The sequence below is a fragment of the Lactiplantibacillus paraplantarum genome, assembly GCF_003641145.1.
GTDB lineage: Bacteria > Bacillota > Bacilli > Lactobacillales > Lactobacillaceae > Lactiplantibacillus > Lactiplantibacillus paraplantarum.
Genome location: NZ_CP032744.1, coordinates 1,346,804 through 1,363,421, shown reverse-complemented (window position 1 = coordinate 1,363,421; position 16,618 = coordinate 1,346,804). Strand labels below are relative to the sequence as shown.

At 43.3% G+C, this 16,618-nt stretch carries 17 protein-coding genes; 4 read left to right on the top strand and 13 right to left on the bottom strand.

The window, feature by feature from the left end:
- The first annotated feature begins 96 nt into the window (after positions 1-96).
- Positions 97-273 (top strand): DUF3042 family protein, encoded by a 177-nt coding sequence (locus LP667_RS06535; RefSeq protein ID WP_003640329.1) that lies wholly within the window; start codon positions 97-99, stop codon positions 271-273.
- 49 nt (positions 274-322) lie between these two features.
- Here LP667_RS06535 and LP667_RS06530 read toward each other — a convergent pair whose 3' ends face one another.
- The 8 genes from LP667_RS06530 to LP667_RS06495 form a co-directional block, all read right to left on the bottom strand.
- Entirely contained in the window at positions 323-736 is a 414-nt protein-coding gene (locus tag LP667_RS06530; protein WP_021731684.1) for a rhodanese-like domain-containing protein, read from the bottom strand.
- A 260-nt stretch (positions 737-996) separates the two neighbouring features.
- The gene (locus LP667_RS06525) at positions 997-1,635 is read right to left on the bottom strand and encodes a Type 1 glutamine amidotransferase-like domain-containing protein (RefSeq protein ID WP_021731685.1); all 639 of its coding nucleotides are present in this window, start codon (positions 1,633-1,635) and stop codon (positions 997-999) included.
- A 117-nt stretch (positions 1,636-1,752) separates the two neighbouring features.
- A complete protein-coding gene (locus LP667_RS06520) occupies positions 1,753-2,715 on the bottom strand; it encodes an ROK family glucokinase (RefSeq protein WP_021731686.1) in 963 nt (320 codons plus the stop codon).
- Between the two features lie 18 nt (positions 2,716-2,733).
- On the bottom strand, positions 2,734-2,955 hold the full coding sequence (locus LP667_RS06515) for a YqgQ family protein (RefSeq protein WP_021731687.1): 222 nt from the start codon (positions 2,953-2,955) through the stop codon (positions 2,734-2,736).
- 18 nt (positions 2,956-2,973) lie between these two features.
- The gene (locus LP667_RS06510; protein WP_021731688.1) at positions 2,974-3,657 is read right to left on the bottom strand and encodes a rhomboid family intramembrane serine protease; all 684 of its coding nucleotides are present in this window, start codon (positions 3,655-3,657) and stop codon (positions 2,974-2,976) included.
- On the bottom strand, positions 3,644-4,210 hold the full coding sequence (locus LP667_RS06505; RefSeq protein ID WP_021731689.1) for a 5-formyltetrahydrofolate cyclo-ligase: 567 nt from the start codon (positions 4,208-4,210) through the stop codon (positions 3,644-3,646). The genes LP667_RS06510 and LP667_RS06505 overlap by 14 nt, the downstream gene beginning before the upstream one ends.
- A gap of 146 nt (positions 4,211-4,356) precedes the next feature.
- Positions 4,357-4,506: a 50S ribosomal protein L33 gene (gene rpmG / locus LP667_RS06500; protein ID WP_003638573.1), complete on the bottom strand. Its 150-nt coding sequence runs from the start codon at positions 4,504-4,506 to the stop codon at positions 4,357-4,359.
- Positions 4,507-4,630: 124 nt separating this feature from the next.
- Complete coding sequence (locus tag LP667_RS06495; protein ID WP_021731690.1) at positions 4,631-6,667, bottom strand: peptidoglycan D,D-transpeptidase FtsI family protein; 2,037 nt, start codon at positions 6,665-6,667, stop codon at positions 4,631-4,633.
- A gap of 199 nt (positions 6,668-6,866) precedes the next feature.
- Between LP667_RS06495 and LP667_RS06490 the strand changes: the two genes are divergently transcribed.
- Positions 6,867-9,515: a YfhO family protein gene (locus LP667_RS06490; RefSeq protein WP_056988305.1), complete on the top strand. Its 2,649-nt coding sequence runs from the start codon at positions 6,867-6,869 to the stop codon at positions 9,513-9,515.
- Between the two features lie 109 nt (positions 9,516-9,624).
- Here the strand turns inward: LP667_RS06490 and LP667_RS06485 are convergent, their stop codons facing one another.
- Positions 9,625-9,927 (bottom strand): HesB/YadR/YfhF family protein, encoded by a 303-nt coding sequence (locus LP667_RS06485; protein WP_021731692.1) that lies wholly within the window; start codon positions 9,925-9,927, stop codon positions 9,625-9,627.
- A 184-nt stretch (positions 9,928-10,111) separates the two neighbouring features.
- Between LP667_RS06485 and LP667_RS06480 the strand changes: the two genes are divergently transcribed.
- Complete coding sequence (locus tag LP667_RS06480) at positions 10,112-10,567, top strand: LytTR family DNA-binding domain-containing protein (protein WP_021731693.1); 456 nt, start codon at positions 10,112-10,114, stop codon at positions 10,565-10,567.
- Positions 10,568-11,272: a LiaF transmembrane domain-containing protein gene (locus tag LP667_RS06475; RefSeq protein ID WP_056988306.1), complete on the top strand. Its 705-nt coding sequence runs from the start codon at positions 10,568-10,570 to the stop codon at positions 11,270-11,272.
- Positions 11,273-11,605: 333 nt separating this feature from the next.
- Here the strand turns inward: LP667_RS06475 and greA are convergent, their stop codons facing one another.
- The 4 genes from greA to pheT form a co-directional block, all read right to left on the bottom strand.
- Entirely contained in the window at positions 11,606-12,088 is a 483-nt protein-coding gene (gene greA / locus LP667_RS06470; protein ID WP_021731695.1) for a transcription elongation factor GreA, read from the bottom strand.
- 109 nt (positions 12,089-12,197) lie between these two features.
- Positions 12,198-12,827, bottom strand: a complete 630-nt coding sequence (udk, locus tag LP667_RS06465) for a uridine kinase (protein WP_021731696.1) — start codon at positions 12,825-12,827, stop codon at positions 12,198-12,200.
- An 18-nt stretch (positions 12,828-12,845) separates the two neighbouring features.
- Entirely contained in the window at positions 12,846-14,051 is a 1,206-nt protein-coding gene (gene mltG / locus LP667_RS06460) for an endolytic transglycosylase MltG (RefSeq protein ID WP_082618905.1), read from the bottom strand.
- Positions 14,052-14,197: 146 nt separating this feature from the next.
- Positions 14,198-16,615 carry a phenylalanine--tRNA ligase subunit beta gene (pheT, locus tag LP667_RS06455; RefSeq protein ID WP_021731698.1) on the bottom strand — a complete coding sequence of 806 codons (2,418 nt, stop codon included), beginning with the start codon at positions 16,613-16,615 and terminating at the stop codon, positions 14,198-14,200.
- Between the last annotated feature and the right edge of the window lie 3 nt (positions 16,616-16,618).

Here is a 16,618-nt window from a genome sequence, read left to right as displayed (position 1 = left end):
TTTTCACCCCACTTTTTTAAAATTTAGTTTGAATTGATTGCTATCTCCACGTAAAACAAGCATAATAAAACTAACAATAGCTAGGAGGTTTTACTAATGAAATCATTTACCCGTGGCTTCTTGTTTGGAGTCGTCGCAACTGCTGGTGCCGTAATCGGTTCCGTCTTATCATTTAAGAAGCAAGTTGTTGACCCCATTGAAGACCAAGAAAACAAATTCGAAGAAAACCGTAAAAAGGCGATGCGCAAAAGTCGCTCTGCTCACAACGGTTAATTAACTAAAAAATGGTGGCTGAACAAGTTTTTGTTCTAGCCGCCATTTTTTAATACTTCGCTTTTTTCGTCTTACCTTCCCAACGCGCATAGCCAGGCTTTAAAATATAGAGCTGTGAATAGCCATTCTTAGCTAATGTTACCACGGCCCGTGTACTTAACGTATGGGTTTGATCATAAACGTAGATCGGCATGTCCTTACGAAGTTCATTCATCCGTACTTTCAAACTGTTAAATGGGATGTTTCGCGCACCTAAAATATGGCCCGCATCGAACTCTTTCTTTTCACGTAAATCAACAACTTGTGCTTTACGCATTCCTGCCTGAAAAGCTTCTTCGTCCAGCATCGTGGACACTTGTCGCCGCCGAATGTAACTATACAACTCATAAATAAAGTAGGCCGCAATTATGATAACTAACACAATGTTAACATAAGTCAGACCGCTCAATGCACCTAAAACCACGTTATCCCTCCTAATTTCTACTTACCTATTTTACACAAAACCGCTTACTTTTACTAGGGGTAAGCGGTAAAAGGCTTGATTTAACCTTTATTGACGATCCCACACTCTTTGATATCATCAATTAATACTTGCAATCGATTAATATCTAAGTAAAGCTTGGCTTAGGTGCCAGCATTATGAATATCGTAAACCAATGCAATGCAGACTTAACGCTATTCTGCATCTAATAGTAATCGCTGTAGCCACCTAAAACTTGTGATTCAACTGCCACTTCGTTCAATCAGCTGTACCCGTGATCCCTGCAATAATAAACCTTGATCATTAGTCAGACGGGTGACTGATACGCCGGTTTGCCGCTCCCAATCAGCGATTAGCTGTGGCAATTGTGGGTTAAGCTCACAATGAACCTCATAATGCGGGTAAATTCGAATAGTCGTCGCGCCAATCGCCGTTGTCGTCGTCAGCCGTTCGGTGTTATCTTCAGGGTACAGTTGTGCATATAGATCCAAATCAGGGCCTAACAAGATAGCCCCCGCGCTGATCCCATAAATGGGCTTGCCAGCCAATGCCAACTGTCGTAGCCGCTGTAACAAGTGCATCTGCCGTAAATTTTTTAACAACAAAAACTCGTAACCACCATTCAAGATAATGGCAGTCGCTGTATCTAGCACTGTCAAGTCATCCGTTAATACATCTAAGAGCTGAACGTCCACGAAACCAAGTCGTCGCACCGTTTGTTGCAATTCCAACATTTTGGGATGCTTTTTACCGTTGTTGACCGAATTAACAATAATCACAATCTTCGCAGTTGTACGATCAACCGGGGACACTAAAGCTAGAAAAGCGTGTGTCAATGTCACATGGCAAAACGCGCGTGAGGATAATAATAGGTTTGACATCGTCGGCCTCCAATCGATAATTTAATCCATTTAATTTTCAGATCGTTAATAACTAGTCTAGAATATCATCATAAAAAAGAAGCTCAGAAATCACTTCCAAGCTTCCTTATTATTACTTTAAATGAACCGTTGAGCTAATGAACCAGCACCAATAACCCCAGCATCGTTACCTAGGATTGCTAACTTCAAAGCCGTTGTGTCACGAATTGTTGGGAACGTGAATTGTTTGAAATAACTGATTACTTGATTCAACAAGAAGTCACCAGCCGCTGAAACACCACCACCGATAATAATTGACGATGGGTTCATCGTATTACCAACGTTGGCTAAGGCCAATCCTAAGTAATAGGAAACGCGGTCAACAACTCGTTTAGCCAAGACATCGCCGTCTTTAGCTAAATCAAAGGTAATCTTCGAACTGATTTCTTCACCATTGTCTAATAATTGTTTCAACTTAGAGTCACCGGAGAATTCTTCAGCCATATCACGGGCAACGTGCACCACACCCGTTGCAGAAGCATATTGTTCCAAACAACCCTTCTTACCACAAGTACACATGTAGCCATTAGGTTCAACTGTCACGTGGCCGATTTCACCGGCACCACCCGCAACACCATGAAGCAAACGGCCATCGGCAATGATTCCACCACCAACGCCAGTTCCAAGGGTTACAAAGACAACATCGCTACCGTTTTCGCCAGCGCCCTTCCAACGTTCGCCGAGTGCGGCAACATTGGCATCATTATCTAACGTAAACTTGATACCCGTCCCTTTTTCGATTTGTTCTTTAACTGGTTGTAAAGTCTTCCAGTTTAAGTTATAGGCCCCAATAACAGTTCCTTTGTTCAAATCAACAGTCCCAGGCGTACCCATCCCGATTCCGATAAATTGTGAACGATCCATCTTGTATAGATCAATATGATGATTGATGGAATCAATGATGTTAGGCACAATGTGAGCCCCTTCATCTAAGATCGTGGTTTCGATACTCCACTTTTGTTGAATATCACCATTTTCCGTTAAAATGGCAAACTTAGTTGTCGTGCCACCAAGGTCAACTCCGATTAACTTACGTTCCATGTTGCTAAATCCCTCCAATTAGTCATGCGCCGCGTCTTCACGGGCGTGTTCTGCTTCTATCCGGTGCTCATGACTCAATACGAGTTTAACGCGCGCATACATCTTCGGGTCAATCACACCAGCTTGATAGAGATGATCAATCTCAATTGCCATTAGTTCAATATCCCAAATCCGTTTACCCACGTACACGTACACGCCAAATTTTTTAAGTAATTGTTGGACGTCGTAAAGTGTTTTCATGTGCATATCCTCGATTAATTATACAGTTAAATTAACATTTGTAAAACCCATTTTTAATAACGCTAACCAGCCAATAATTAGAACGACTGCCGCCACGATTCGCTTCAATGGTGCAATCTTGCCAATCCGTGGTACGCCAAGTACGTAGCCCAGTAAAAAGCCACCTACAAGACCACCAACATGCCCCCAAATATCAATCCCATTAGAGAACATATCGAACACAAGATTCAAAACCGTCAATAGTAAGAACTGGTTCGTTAATTGCCGAATGACTGGGTTTTCCCAAAACGATTCGCCAATCGTCAAAAAAGCGCCAAATAGGGCAAAGCAAGCCGTACTGGCACCAACTGACTGATTGCTAGATAGTGCAAAGCTCATAATATTACCACTGATGCCACCCAGCAGGTAAAGTGCCAACATTCGCCAATGGCCGTACATCGCTTCAATTTGCATTCCCATAAAGTAGATCACAACGCCGTTCAGTGCAATATGTGTGAGTCCCATATGTAAGAACATTGGTGTCACAAAACGCCACCACTGACCAGCCACGATTGCCTGATTATTTTTAGCACCTAACGAATTAAAAACCAACATAGCACCGTCACCCATCAACCATTCAATCAAAAAGACAGCGACCGTAATCGTTAATAAGACCTGGGTAATTGCTGGTTCGGTTTGCCACCAACGTCTAATTCTTGTCATGTTGTTCATCCCCCGCCACTAAAAGCTCGTCCAATAAGACGTCGTATTGATCAACTGGCCACTCGGCATGTTCAAAAGCCATCTGGTCATAGGCGAGCGTCAACTTCTTGCCAGTATAATCGGCTAGATAGCGATCATAATAACCACCGCCAAAGCCAATCCGGGCGTGCTGGTCACGGCTGTATCCAAGACCAGGAACTAAGATTAGATCGATCTGTTGCTTGGCGATTGGTTCACCCGTGACGGGCTCTGGGATTCCAAAAGTCGTTCGCTCAAGTCGATCAGTCACTTGGTAAGGATAAAAGGCCATTTGACGATGCGGCAGCGTTTTTGGAATGACCACCATTTTGCCATCCGCCCACGCTTGTTCAATAAGTGGGCGCGTCGCTACTTCGATGTCACTACTAATTGTCATGGCAATAACCTGGGCATTTTGCCATGTTGGGCTTGCAAATAATTGGGTCTGTAACGCCTGGTTTTGCCGTTGCCGGTCAGCCGGCGTCATTTGGCTTAATCGCCCAAGCTGTTGCTTACGAAACGTTTTTTTATCCACGTACGGCACCCCCAAAATAAAATTGGTATAAAAAAATCTCATTCATTAACATGTCAAATTGAAAAATCAATTTGGCAGTTGCCAACAAATGAGAAACCCATTGTCTGATGACAATGTTACAGAAAAAACAACAGGAGTCCCCGTTGTTATTTTGTTTCACGATGTAATGTCACTTTGTGTTCCCGTGGACAATACTTCTTAAATTCAACCCGGTCCGGATTGTTCCGGCGGTTCTTTGAAGATAAGTAGTTGCGTTCATGGCATTCTGTACATTCAAGTGTAATGTGTACCCGCATGTTGTTGACCCTCCAAACTCATTCGCATATTACAGGGCCGGAACCCTTAACTTGAACTACTATACCATTAATGATTAAAAAATACCAGTATCAATTAAGATACTGGCACGAAAAAAGCTGATTTTTACTTATTATAATACTTCCAAAAGGCCTTATAAATTTGTGTGGCAGTTGTCGTGTTATAAGCACCACTGGTTGCAGTAATCCCAGGAAAGGCAATGGCAATCACTACCTTAGGGTTCTTATAAGGTGCATACGTCACTAAACTCAGTGTTTCGGTAGAAGTGGTGCCGTGGAACGTTTCAGCAGTCCCAGACTTGGCGGCAACGGCTGGTGACAGGTTCTCCAGTGCGCTCCCAGTCTTATAAGTGCTAGTCCCATGAACCACATCCCAATATCCTTGGTGCACAACGTCAAAGTACGAAGATGGAACATCAATGGTATTTAAGACCCGCGGTTTAACATTAGTCTTAACGACCCCTTGAGACCCATTAGCTTTGGTCCCAGTAATAGCCGAAACGATGTGTGGGGCAATCCGCCGACCACCATTCGCCATCGTTGCAATGTATTGCGCTAACTGAATAGTCGTATAAGCATCATAGTTCCCGTAGGACAAGTCTAATGCTTTACCAATATCCTTCTGTGCCGAAGAACCTTGGTACCCTGAGGCTTCACCTGGCAAGTCGATCCCAGTCTTAACACCTAACCCAAATTCATTGAAGTAACCACGCAGTTTGGAGAAGACCGAATTAGACATCGTCAGTGCTTTGCCAGATGCATAACTGAAGTTACCTTCCTTCATGGCTAATTGCATCATATAAGAGTTAGAAGAAACTTCCATGGCAGTCGAGGCATTCAAGCTCAAACTCGTCCCACCATTCTTATTAAACCATGACGACTTGGAAGCCGTCCCAGCTAATTTAATTGGCGTATCAGTCAAAGTACTATTCGTTGGCGTAATAACCCCATCTTGTAACGCCCCCATAACCGTGGCGCCCTTAACAACTGACCCCATAACGAATGATTGGTTGATCGTCCCAAGGGCGTTTTCAGTCACTTTACCAGTCGACAGATTACGGCTAGCACCAGCTAATGCATAAATGGCACCCGTACTGGGGTTCATTACAACAGCATAGGCTCCTGGTGAATAGGCATTACCACTACCTACCGTTTTGGCCTCGGACATAATGATGCTTTGAACCTTTTTCTGGAACTTCGAGTTGATCGTTAGTTGGACGTTGTCACCCTTTTGGCCACCATACTTCTTGATTTCCTTTTGGATGACCCCATCCTGCGTCTTAACTTCCGTCTGCGACTTAGTTCCACGCAAGACATTCTCGTACTGTTTTTCCAATTGACTTTGGCCAACTGAATCATCACGAGAATAACCTTCTGCTAGTAACGTCTTAATGCTATCACTAGGCAATCCTTGCTTTTCAGTCGTGACCGTTCCAAGCACACTACTCAAGTCGGTCCCATTAGGGTAACTTCGGGTCCAACTTGTCCCAACCTTGACCCCTGGCATTTCAGATTGGTGCTCACCGATTTCAGCAAGCTCCGTACTGGTCACACCAGTTGATTTAATGTTGACTGTTGATAAGGAATAAGCTGAACTCATCTTATAATAAATCGCCGCCGCATTTTTTTGCGTAGCCGTTAAATTATTAATGATGTGTTTTTCAGCATAAGCGACTTCCCGTGCGTACAAAACATCATCATCGCTAGACGTTTTGACCTTCTTAGCAACCGACTTTAAATTCGCCGCCCCCGCTAAGTAATAATCAGCCAAGTTACGATCCGTCAATGTATCGGTTGGAATGGTTAAGTACTCGCCTAACTTATTCGCTACTTCATACATCTTAGTTGACGCAACTGACAGCCCCTTCGTGTATTGAATCGCTTGGTGAGATTTATTTCCCACTAAGACCCGACCGGTTGAATCATAAATCGATCCCCGTTGAACGTTGCCCGTAGCCGTCGTATTATTGGCCGAATTCACTGTGCTTCGGAATTTCTGTCCGTAGTCAACTTGTAAGTAAGCTAACTGCGCAATCAACGCAGCAAATAACAAGAAAACAATAAAAAACAAGAAATTCAGCCGAAATGGAATATGCGACTTGTTGGGATCACGATTTATCGTAATTTTCTTAAACAATTTCAATTCTCAGGCGCTCCCATTCTTAATTTGGTAAACATTTCGCAAAAATTCACCAGATGATACTAGCAATCCTAGATAAATACCATACTTATGTTATTCTAAACGATAGACATAAAAATTTCAGCCGTTATTACGGATTTTAATGTTTTTTTGATTATTTTTCTGTTTGGCTGTGAATTATTAGAGATTGAGGTGGCAATTTTTGAAACTCCGTCGTTTTTTTGATAAGCGCACATGGCCATTGTGGATCAGTTTTTGGTTACCCTTACTGATTATGACCGGTTATTTTATTTATCGGCACATGGCTCCCTTTGGATCAAGTAGTCTGTTAACAGTCGATCTAGGCCAACAATATGTTGACTTATTTTCCTATTTCCGGCATACCCTGCTACATGACCCAAGTGCATTTTTCTATTCCTTCTCCAAAACTATTGGTGGCGAGATGGTGGGGGTCTGGGCTTATTACTTGATGAGTCCCTTTAATTTAATCTACTTACTGTTCCCTGGTCAATCAATCACCACTGGTATTTTTATCGTCACCGTTTTAAAGTACGGTTTTGCGGGGTTATCCTTTGCCTGGCTACTGACCAAAACGCGGACGCAAAAAGGCTGGCTAGTCCCAACTTTTAGTACCGCCTACGCATTGATGGGCTGGATGGTCGCTAACCAGCTGAATATGATTTGGCTAGATACCGTTGCCATTTTACCCTTAGTCATTCTGGGACTAGAACGCTTATTTACAACTGGTAAAGTTCGTTACTTCGCCGGCTGGCTAGCTGTCATGTTGATTGACAACTATTACATGGGCTACATGGTCATTTTATTTAGTTGCTTGTACTGGTTGTATGGCGCAACTAAGCATTGGCAAGACGTGAAAACTTTAGTATTGCACGCGCTTAAGTTTGCTTGGGGTGGCCTGCTAGGTGTCGCTTTTTCTGCATGGTTGCTACTACCAACTTTTTGGGCACTCGTACAAAGTAAGGCCCAGTACAATGTCACCAAAATCCATTGGAAGTTCGAATACAGGCCTTGGAAGATGTTGGCTAAGTTTGTCACGGGGACCTTCAATTTTGATCAGATGCCATCCGGTCAACCGAACTTTTATGTGGCGTGGCTGGCCGTGTTGGCATTTATCTTATTTTTCTTAAGCCGCCACTTCAAATGGACCGTTAAATTAAGTGTGTTGCTCGTCACCGCGACACTGATTTTATCATTTTGTTACGAACCACTTGATTTATTGTGGCATGCGGGCCAATTTCCTGTTTGGTACCCCTACCGTTTCTCCTTTGTCTTCTGCTTCTGGATCGTCTGGATTGGGGCCCAGGCACTAACCGATAAAATGACGATCAAACTCTGGCAAGCCCTGACAATGCTCGCGCTATTAGTTGCTTTGTTTACAACGATTTACTTGAACATTAAGAAAGTCAGCTACGTTACCAAAGCTAATCTTTTAATCACGATTGCCTTAGCAGCCATTACTTTGATTTTCCTAACACTACCGAAGGAACGACGGCTAATTTATCAAATTGTCGCGTTAATCTTAGTTGCGACTGATATGTCAATCAACGTGGTAGCTTCCTTGAATAACATTTCATACGTGTCACAGAGCGAGTTTGGGAAATACACGCAAGTCCTTGACAATGCGGTTAATAAAATCAAAGCTAGCAACAATGGTTTTTACCGGATTGGCAAGACCTTCACCCGAACTAAAGATGATCCGATGCAAGCAGCTTATAATGGTGCTGATCACTTTAGTTCAACCTTTGAAAGTATTATCCCGAACTTCTTCGGTTCAATTGGTCAACCAGATGGCGATGGCGTCGTTGCTTACACTAATGGGACCATGATTACTGATTCGTTACTCGACATGCAGTACTTTATGGATAAGACCGTACCAACTGACCAAACCGATAACACTAATTATCGGAGTTATATTCCGGTAACCAGTACGAAAAAGGATTTGACGAACTACAAACAGTCGGCTAAGCTCAGTACCAGCAAAGTGACGACTTATAAAAATCCGTACGCCTTAGGATTAGGGTTTGCGGCATCTGATAAGATTACCAGCCTAAAAGTTTCAAAAACAACTGGTGATCCGATTGCCCGGCAAGAATTGATTTACCAAACTTTAGCTAATCGTTCTACCAGCGGGCTGATCAGCGCCGAAAACTTTAACGAAGTGGTCTTCCAAAACGTTAAAAAAGTCACGACACTGACTGGTGCCGTACTCAACAAACAAAATCTCGCTAAAACGGGATCAGTTTACTTTAAGTTCACGCCTACGACGAACGATTCCTATTACATCACGTTAGGACAGAACTTAACAACTTCGAATGCTAGTTACTATATTAATGGTAAAGAGCTTAAGCAGTACCCAACTTACCGGCACACGATCGCCGTTAACGTTGCTTCTAATAGTAAGGGTAAAACCGTCACCTTTGGGATTCAGATGAAGAAGACCTCTCTTTGGTTGCAAAACTTCACCCTCTACAAGTTGAATAATAGCCAATTTAAGAAATCTGCTAATAAACTTCAACAGTCGCCTTGGAACATTACGGCCCATTCGAGTCGTAAAATTACCGGGACGATCAATATTAAGCATCAACACCAAGTCCTGATGACGACCATTCCATACTCTAAGGGCTGGCACGCCACTGTCGATGGTAAAACGGTGGCAACCAAGAAAGTGATCAATACCTTTGTTGCCGTTCCTTTAAGTAAAGGTAAGCACACCGTCACCTTAACGTATCGGCCACCATTTTTAGTCACTGGTAGCCTCATTACTGGGGTCAGTGCGTTAGGAACGGTTGGCTGGGTGCTTGTTCGGCGCCGACGTCGACAAGCTTTGTAATTAACCAATTAGTCATTAAAAAATCAGTGCCACTAGAATTGTAACTTCTAGTGGCACTGATTTTTTCAGTAATAATTATATCTGACAGTAATCCGATCAACGCTACGACTTACTCGTTATTAGGAATATAGTCGTACTTAGGACCATCGTTTTGCTCATCATAATCGACCGTTAGATCATACCCTTTGAAGAACCACTCGTCACGGTCATTGACATAGTAATTAACACCATCTTTTTCAACCATGGCAATCGGTTGATGCGGCTCATCATCGCGCATAATTCCAATTGAAAAGCCACTGTGGACCGCTGTCTTACCATAGGTTTTACCGTAAAACCGCACGCCGTTACCCGTTGTAACCCCCATATCGTCATGAAACCATTGACTAGCCGCATCTGTAATCGTTATTTTCATTATTGCCACCTCATTGTTGAAATCGTTTACAGCTATTGTGACCTTTTTACGCTCAAAACGCAACATTGCCAGTCAGTGAGCAAGCAATTGACCACTTGCGCTGTTAATATGACCACTAAGGAAATCGTGATTTACAGATACCTTAATTTATGGTGTACTTAGATTATTCAAGGAGGTGAAACCCATGAAGGTGAACATTGAACCCGACCCTGACATTACATTGCCGACGATCACCCTTCACATTCCAACGGACTATCCCGAGGCGGCCACTCTTATTGCCGCCCTCGAAAACTTTTCAGTAACGAGCGCTACGTTAACCGTTTCACAACAAGGACAACTGATCCAGTTGCCTCTCGCTCAGATTCTATTTATTGAAGCTACGGGTCATCAAGTCGCTGCCCACACGATTGACAAGGTTTACCGGGTGCCCCGGTCACTGAGCGCTGTGGGTGTTGAATTACCGACCCACTTTATGCGGGTCGCTAAATCAGCGATCGTCAATACCCAACAGGTTTATTCATTAACTAAGACGCTGACTGGTAACCTGATTGCGTTTCACAACTCACCTAAACAATTATATGCTTCGAGGCGTTATTACCACGATCTCAAGCAATGTCTTGAACAGAAAGGACTGTTATAAATGCGTAAAAATTGGTTCTGGCCAGTCTTCTTAATTGCAAGCGCCGTGATCCTTGTCGTCAGTCAACTGGGCCTATTCACCTTCCGTGTCAGTGCCTGGAGCCTGTTTCTAACCTTAATTTTAATTGCCGCACTAATTAGTAGTCTTCGTTATTTAAACATGCCGGGCGTTGTCTTTGCCCTTGCATTCTTAGCCATTATCTACGCACAGCCACTTGGTATTACCAAACTGGTGCCATGGACCATTCTGGGCGCTGCCTTATTATTAAGCATTGGACTAGGGCTATTAATTCGACCACGTTATCGTTATCACCATCATGACCATTATCATCATCATAACCACGGTGATGATAATACATCAACGGGCACAATTAGCGATGACCACGTTAATTTAGACTTATCCCTGGGCAATAGTATCCGCTATGTTCACAGCGACCATTTTAGCTCTGCTAATCTGAACGTATCGATGGCCGGTGCCAAAATTTATTTTGATGACGTTGATATCCAAGAAAATCAAGCCATCATTAACGTCGACGTCTCATTGGGTAGCTTGGAGTTGTACTTACCAAAAACTTGGCAAGTACAAGATAGTCTCAGTAATTCAATGGGTCACATTTCGTTTGAAGGCAGCCCGACTACGGTTGGTCCGCGTATCACGCTAAGCGGTAGCGTCTCACTTGGTGAACTACGAATCATCTATATTTAGACAAGCCTCAAAAACGTCCAGGTCAACCAGCTAAGTGCGGTTAACCTGGACGTTTTTGTTCTAATCACTAGATCTATAAATTGGGCTAGTAGTTGTCGCACGCTGTGTCATCAATACACACGACTACTATAATAGACTAAGCGCAAGGCCAACATTAGCTGGCCCTCAAGATGCTTGGTAATAGCAAGCAAACTTTGTTAGGCAACTTTCATCACCCAATAACAACGATTAGACGGCTCAATTGGACCGCCAATTAAAAAGTCTGAGCACACTTTTTCTCTCAACATTTTCGAAATGTGCACTCACAGGTTGCTTGTTTTGCGTCCTTTTTAATTACACGTTTTCAACCTTCAAAATTTTAACCGTCATCGTACCAGCTGGAATATTGATGGAGACCTCTTCATCAACATGATGACCAATCAAACCCTTAGCAATTGGTGAGTCATTGGAAATCTTACCAACCATCGGATCAGCCTCGGCCGCCCCAACGATTGTATAGCTTTCAGGTTCTTCATCTGGTAGCTCTTGGAACGTGACCATCTTACCAACGGAGACTTCCGTTTCGTCAATCTTATCACTATCAATGATTTCAGCATATTGAAGCATGTGTTCAACCGTCTTAATCCGGTTTTCTAACAAACTTTGTTCATTTTTTGCTGATTCATATTCAGAATTTTCTGATAAATCTCCGTAACTACGCGCAATTTTAATACGGTTAATAATTTCTGGACGTTGATTAATCCGAAGGTCTTCAAGCTCCTTTTCAAGCTTGACCTTCCCTTCTTCTGTCATTGGATATGTCTTATCTTCAGCCAATGTGTTTCACTCCTCAAATACTCAATATAGTTATCAAAAACCAGCCTACCATTTCAGATTTTAAAAGTAAACTCTAAAATCCAAAATAGCGCTGGTTAAGTCGTTATTTTTATAAAATTGAGCGAACTTTAGTTGTCAATAAATCGATGGCAACTTCATTTTCGCCGCCTTCTGGCACAATTAGATCCGCATAACGCTTAGTTGGTTCTACGAACTGATGATACATTGGTTTGACCGTTGCTAGATACTGCCCAATCACAGAATCTAACGTCCGACCACGTTCTTTAATATCACGCTGAATGCGCCGAATAATGCGAATATCATCATCGGTATCAACGAACACCTTAATATCCATCAAATCGCGCAACCGCTGGTCATCAAGGATCAAAACACCCTCAACGATAATCACATCACGTGGATCTTGATGAATCGTCTCTTGACTACGAGTATACTGCTCATAATCATAGACTGGTTTTTCAATCGGTTGATAATCTAGCAGTTGTTTGATTTGTTTAATCATTAACTCCGTATCAAATGCCAACGGATGATCATAATTAACCGCATGTCGTTCAGCCATTGTCATTTCGCTTTGATCGTTATAGTAGGAATCTTGTTGCAAGATCAACAACGATTGGCCAGATAATTGATTGTAAATGGCATTGCTAACCGTAGTTTTACCACTACCGGAACCACCAGTTACCCCAATGACTACTGGTCGGCGATGTTTGTTTTCAGTCATTTAAGTTACGCCTCATTCTTATTTTTCAGCGGCTTCATTATGCTTCGAAACCTTTTTAATGTTGGCTGCGTGTCCCGCAGCATCTTTTGCATAGTAGACGTCACCAGTCTTCAAATCTGCCACGAAGTACATGTAATCCTTACTACGTTGGGCAGGATCTAAAACGGCCTTAATCGACGTTAAGCTAGGACTGTTGAACGGTCCAGGGCCATAGCCCAAGTTCAATCGTAGGTTATATGGTGAATCAGTCTGCAAATCTTTATTCGTTAACGTTGACTTGTTCGAGTTGATCGCATAGAACACTGAAATATCAGAATCTAAGCGCCACTTAGCATCTAAGCGGTTTAAAAAGACGCCGGCAATCAAACGTCGATCCTTAGTCGTACTGCCTTCACGTTCAACTAGGGAGGCCAATGTCATCACTTCTTGGACGGACATCTTCGACTTTTTAATTTGGGCATAGTATGGCTTTAGTTCATCATTGGTCTTAGAAACCATCTGTGTCACTAACTGCTTCAACGTTGTCTTTTTCCCAACGACATAGGTTGCCGGGAATAGATAACCTTCTAAGCGGTACCGAACTTGCTTAGCACTCATTGCCGAATTCAATAGTTGCGGGTACTTCTTGGCCAATGATTTAATGAACGTTTGATCTTTCATCAAGGCTAAAAATTCCGCTGACGTGAAATCAGTTTGTTTTTGTACCGTCTTGGCAATCGTCTTGATCTGACTACCCTCAACAATCAAAACCTTACCACTTGAACTCTGAACGGGTTCAGATGAACCACCCTTATTCAAAGCCTTCGCGATTTGAGCCAACGACATTGATGGCTTTAACTGATAATAGCCTGCGTGGAAATTCGATAAGTTGTGCGCCTTGGTCCAATATTCAAACACAAAGCCACTCTTAATCACTTTTTCACGTTGCAAAATATCCGCGATTTTCTTGCCATTGGCACCATACGGAATGTCAACTTGGACGACCCGCTTATCACTACTGTCGTACGGCTGAGTTGCATTATCAAAATACCGGTAACCCAATACCCCAATCACGACTAAAAGTGCGATTAAAATACCAACAACGCCACCAATGACGTGCTTCGAAAATGACTTCCGCTGTTTTTGTTCCGAACGATTAGGTTCGTTTACCCCTTGATCTTGTGAATCGTTTTGATTCTTTTGATCTTGGTTATCCTGGTTGTTATTCAAGACTCGCCCCTCCATTTATTGATTAATCTTATCAATTATACAAAACTGTTGCCTAGTTTGCACTAGTTCACCATTAGTTTTATGGTTTTTTAGTATCTTAGGCACACGATAAACGCCGAATGACCTAAAATCATTCGGCGTTCATCCAGACTATCAACAAACTAACGGATCTCGGCACCTAATTCGTCCGTCAAGGCTGTCAGTACTTTTTCAAAAGCAGTTGTGACATCATCATCGACTAACGTTGCATTTTGGTCTTGATACGTTAACGTATAAGCTAGCGATTTTTTGCCAGCTGGTACGTGACTACCATTATAAACATCAAAGAGTTGCACTTGCCGCAAATGGGCGCCACCCTTCTTGTTAATCAAGGCGACTACGGTTGCATTCGTCACGTCATCATCAATCAACATCGCCACGTCCCGAGTAATACTTGGGAATTTTGAGATTGGTTGATACTGCTGCCGGGCTTTTGGCAATGCAATCAATGCGGTCAAATCTAATTCAAAGACGTAGGTCTCTCGAATCTTATAAGCTTTGGCCGTCGTTGGATGAACTTCACCAACAAAACCAACCAATTGGTCGCCAACATAAATATCAGCGGTCCGACCAGGATGCATTTCTGGATGGTCAGCCGTTGCAACGTAGCTAACCGCATCTTGTAGGGCTAAACTCTTCAAGTAGCCCGCGACAATTCCCTTGATTTGGAAGAAATCGACCGGTTGTTCAGCAACCCCCCAGCTCTTTTGCACCATTGAACCAGTGATGGCCCCAGCAATGTGTTCAATTTCTTTGGGCCGGACTTGTTCAGGTTGACTGTAAAAGACCCGTCCTTCTTCGTATAAGGCAACATTATGTTCTTTACGGGCATTATTGTATGCTAAGTCATCTAACAAACCAGAAACCAAGCTCAACCGTAACGTCGTCCGTTCTGAACTCATTGGAAAGTCTAATTTAGTGACGTCACTGGCATGGAGCGCAAAGGCCTTCGCCTTAGTCTCCGTGGTCAATGAGTAACTGATTGCTTGGGTCAGACCAGCACTTTCCATCAATTTTCGTGAATCACGAATCACCTGTTGGGTCTCATTAAGCTTACCGATCGTTGGTTGGCCCGTTGGTAGGGTCGCCGGTAAGTTATCGTAACCATACAAGCGGGCAATTTCTTCAATTAGATCGGCTGGAATATGGATATCCCAACGCCGTGATGGCACCGTGACCGTGAACGTTTCATCAGCAACGACCGTTGGAAAGTCCAATCGTTTGAAAATATCACTGACCGTGTCCAATGATAACTCAGTTCCTAAGACATGGTTGATCCGCGCTAAGTCAATCGTTACGGTAGTTGGTTGCACATCCTCATCACGACCGCTGACCATCCCACTAGCCACCTGACCATCACCAAGTTCTGCAATCATGGCTGCAGCAGCGTCTAAGGCCGTTGCGGTCATGCCGTGGTCAATGCCCCGTTCGTAGCGCATTGAGGCTTCGCTGTGTAAGTCATGATTATGGGCCGTTTTACGAATCTTAACAGCATCAAAAACCGCACCTTCCAACGCAATGGTCGTCGTCTGATCAGTGACTTCGGTTGCTAAACCGCCCATGGTCCCAGCCAAACAAATTGGTTGATCGCCACTACAAATCAACAAGTCACTCGCTAACAATTCACGATCCTCACCATCTAGCGTCGTTAAGTGTTCGCCAGCTTTAGCTAACCGAACGTTAATTTGGCCATCATTCAATTGATCAAAATCAAACGCGTGCAGTGGTTGCCCATATTGCATTAAAATGTAATTAGTGGCATCGACGACGTTATTAATTGGCCGCATGCCAGCATTCCAAATTCGAATTTGGAGCCATAATGGACTTGGCTTAATGGTCACATTCTTAATGAGTCGCATCTTATACATCGGCACATCATGCTCATCAGCAGTAACTTCAACACTTAATTCATCCGCTGCCATAGTCGCTGCATCTTCATGCAAATCAACTTTTGACATCATTGGTTGCTGATCGTAAATGGCAGCCAGCTCATGTGCCGTCCCGTTCATACTGAGCATGTCACCACGGTTGGGGGTAACGGACATGTCAATAATTTCATCATCCATCCCTAAGTATGAAAAGACCGGGTCGCCAGGTGTGGCATCGTCAGGAAGAATGAAAATACCATCCGCAACTTCCTTTGGCACTAATTTTTCGTCAAAGCCAAGTTCATCTAACGCACACAACATCCCGTTTGACGGTACGCCACGCATCTTACTCTTCTTGATCTTCGTATGACCGCCAATCCATGAATTGGGTAACGCCACGATCACTTTTTCACCAGCCGCAACGTTAGGCGCTCCACAAACAATCTGTAAAGGCTCAGCCTCACCAACGTCCACTTGGCACACGTGGAGATGATCAGAATCTGGATGGGGTTCACACGTTAAGACGTGTCCCACCACTACTTTTTTTAATCCTTCACTGGGACGAATAACACCGTCAACTTCAACGGCCGTCCGTTCAATCTTTTCTGCTAATTCATCGGCCGGAATGTCCAGCTTCAAATAATCGCGTAACCATGTCGTAGAAATTCTCATGTG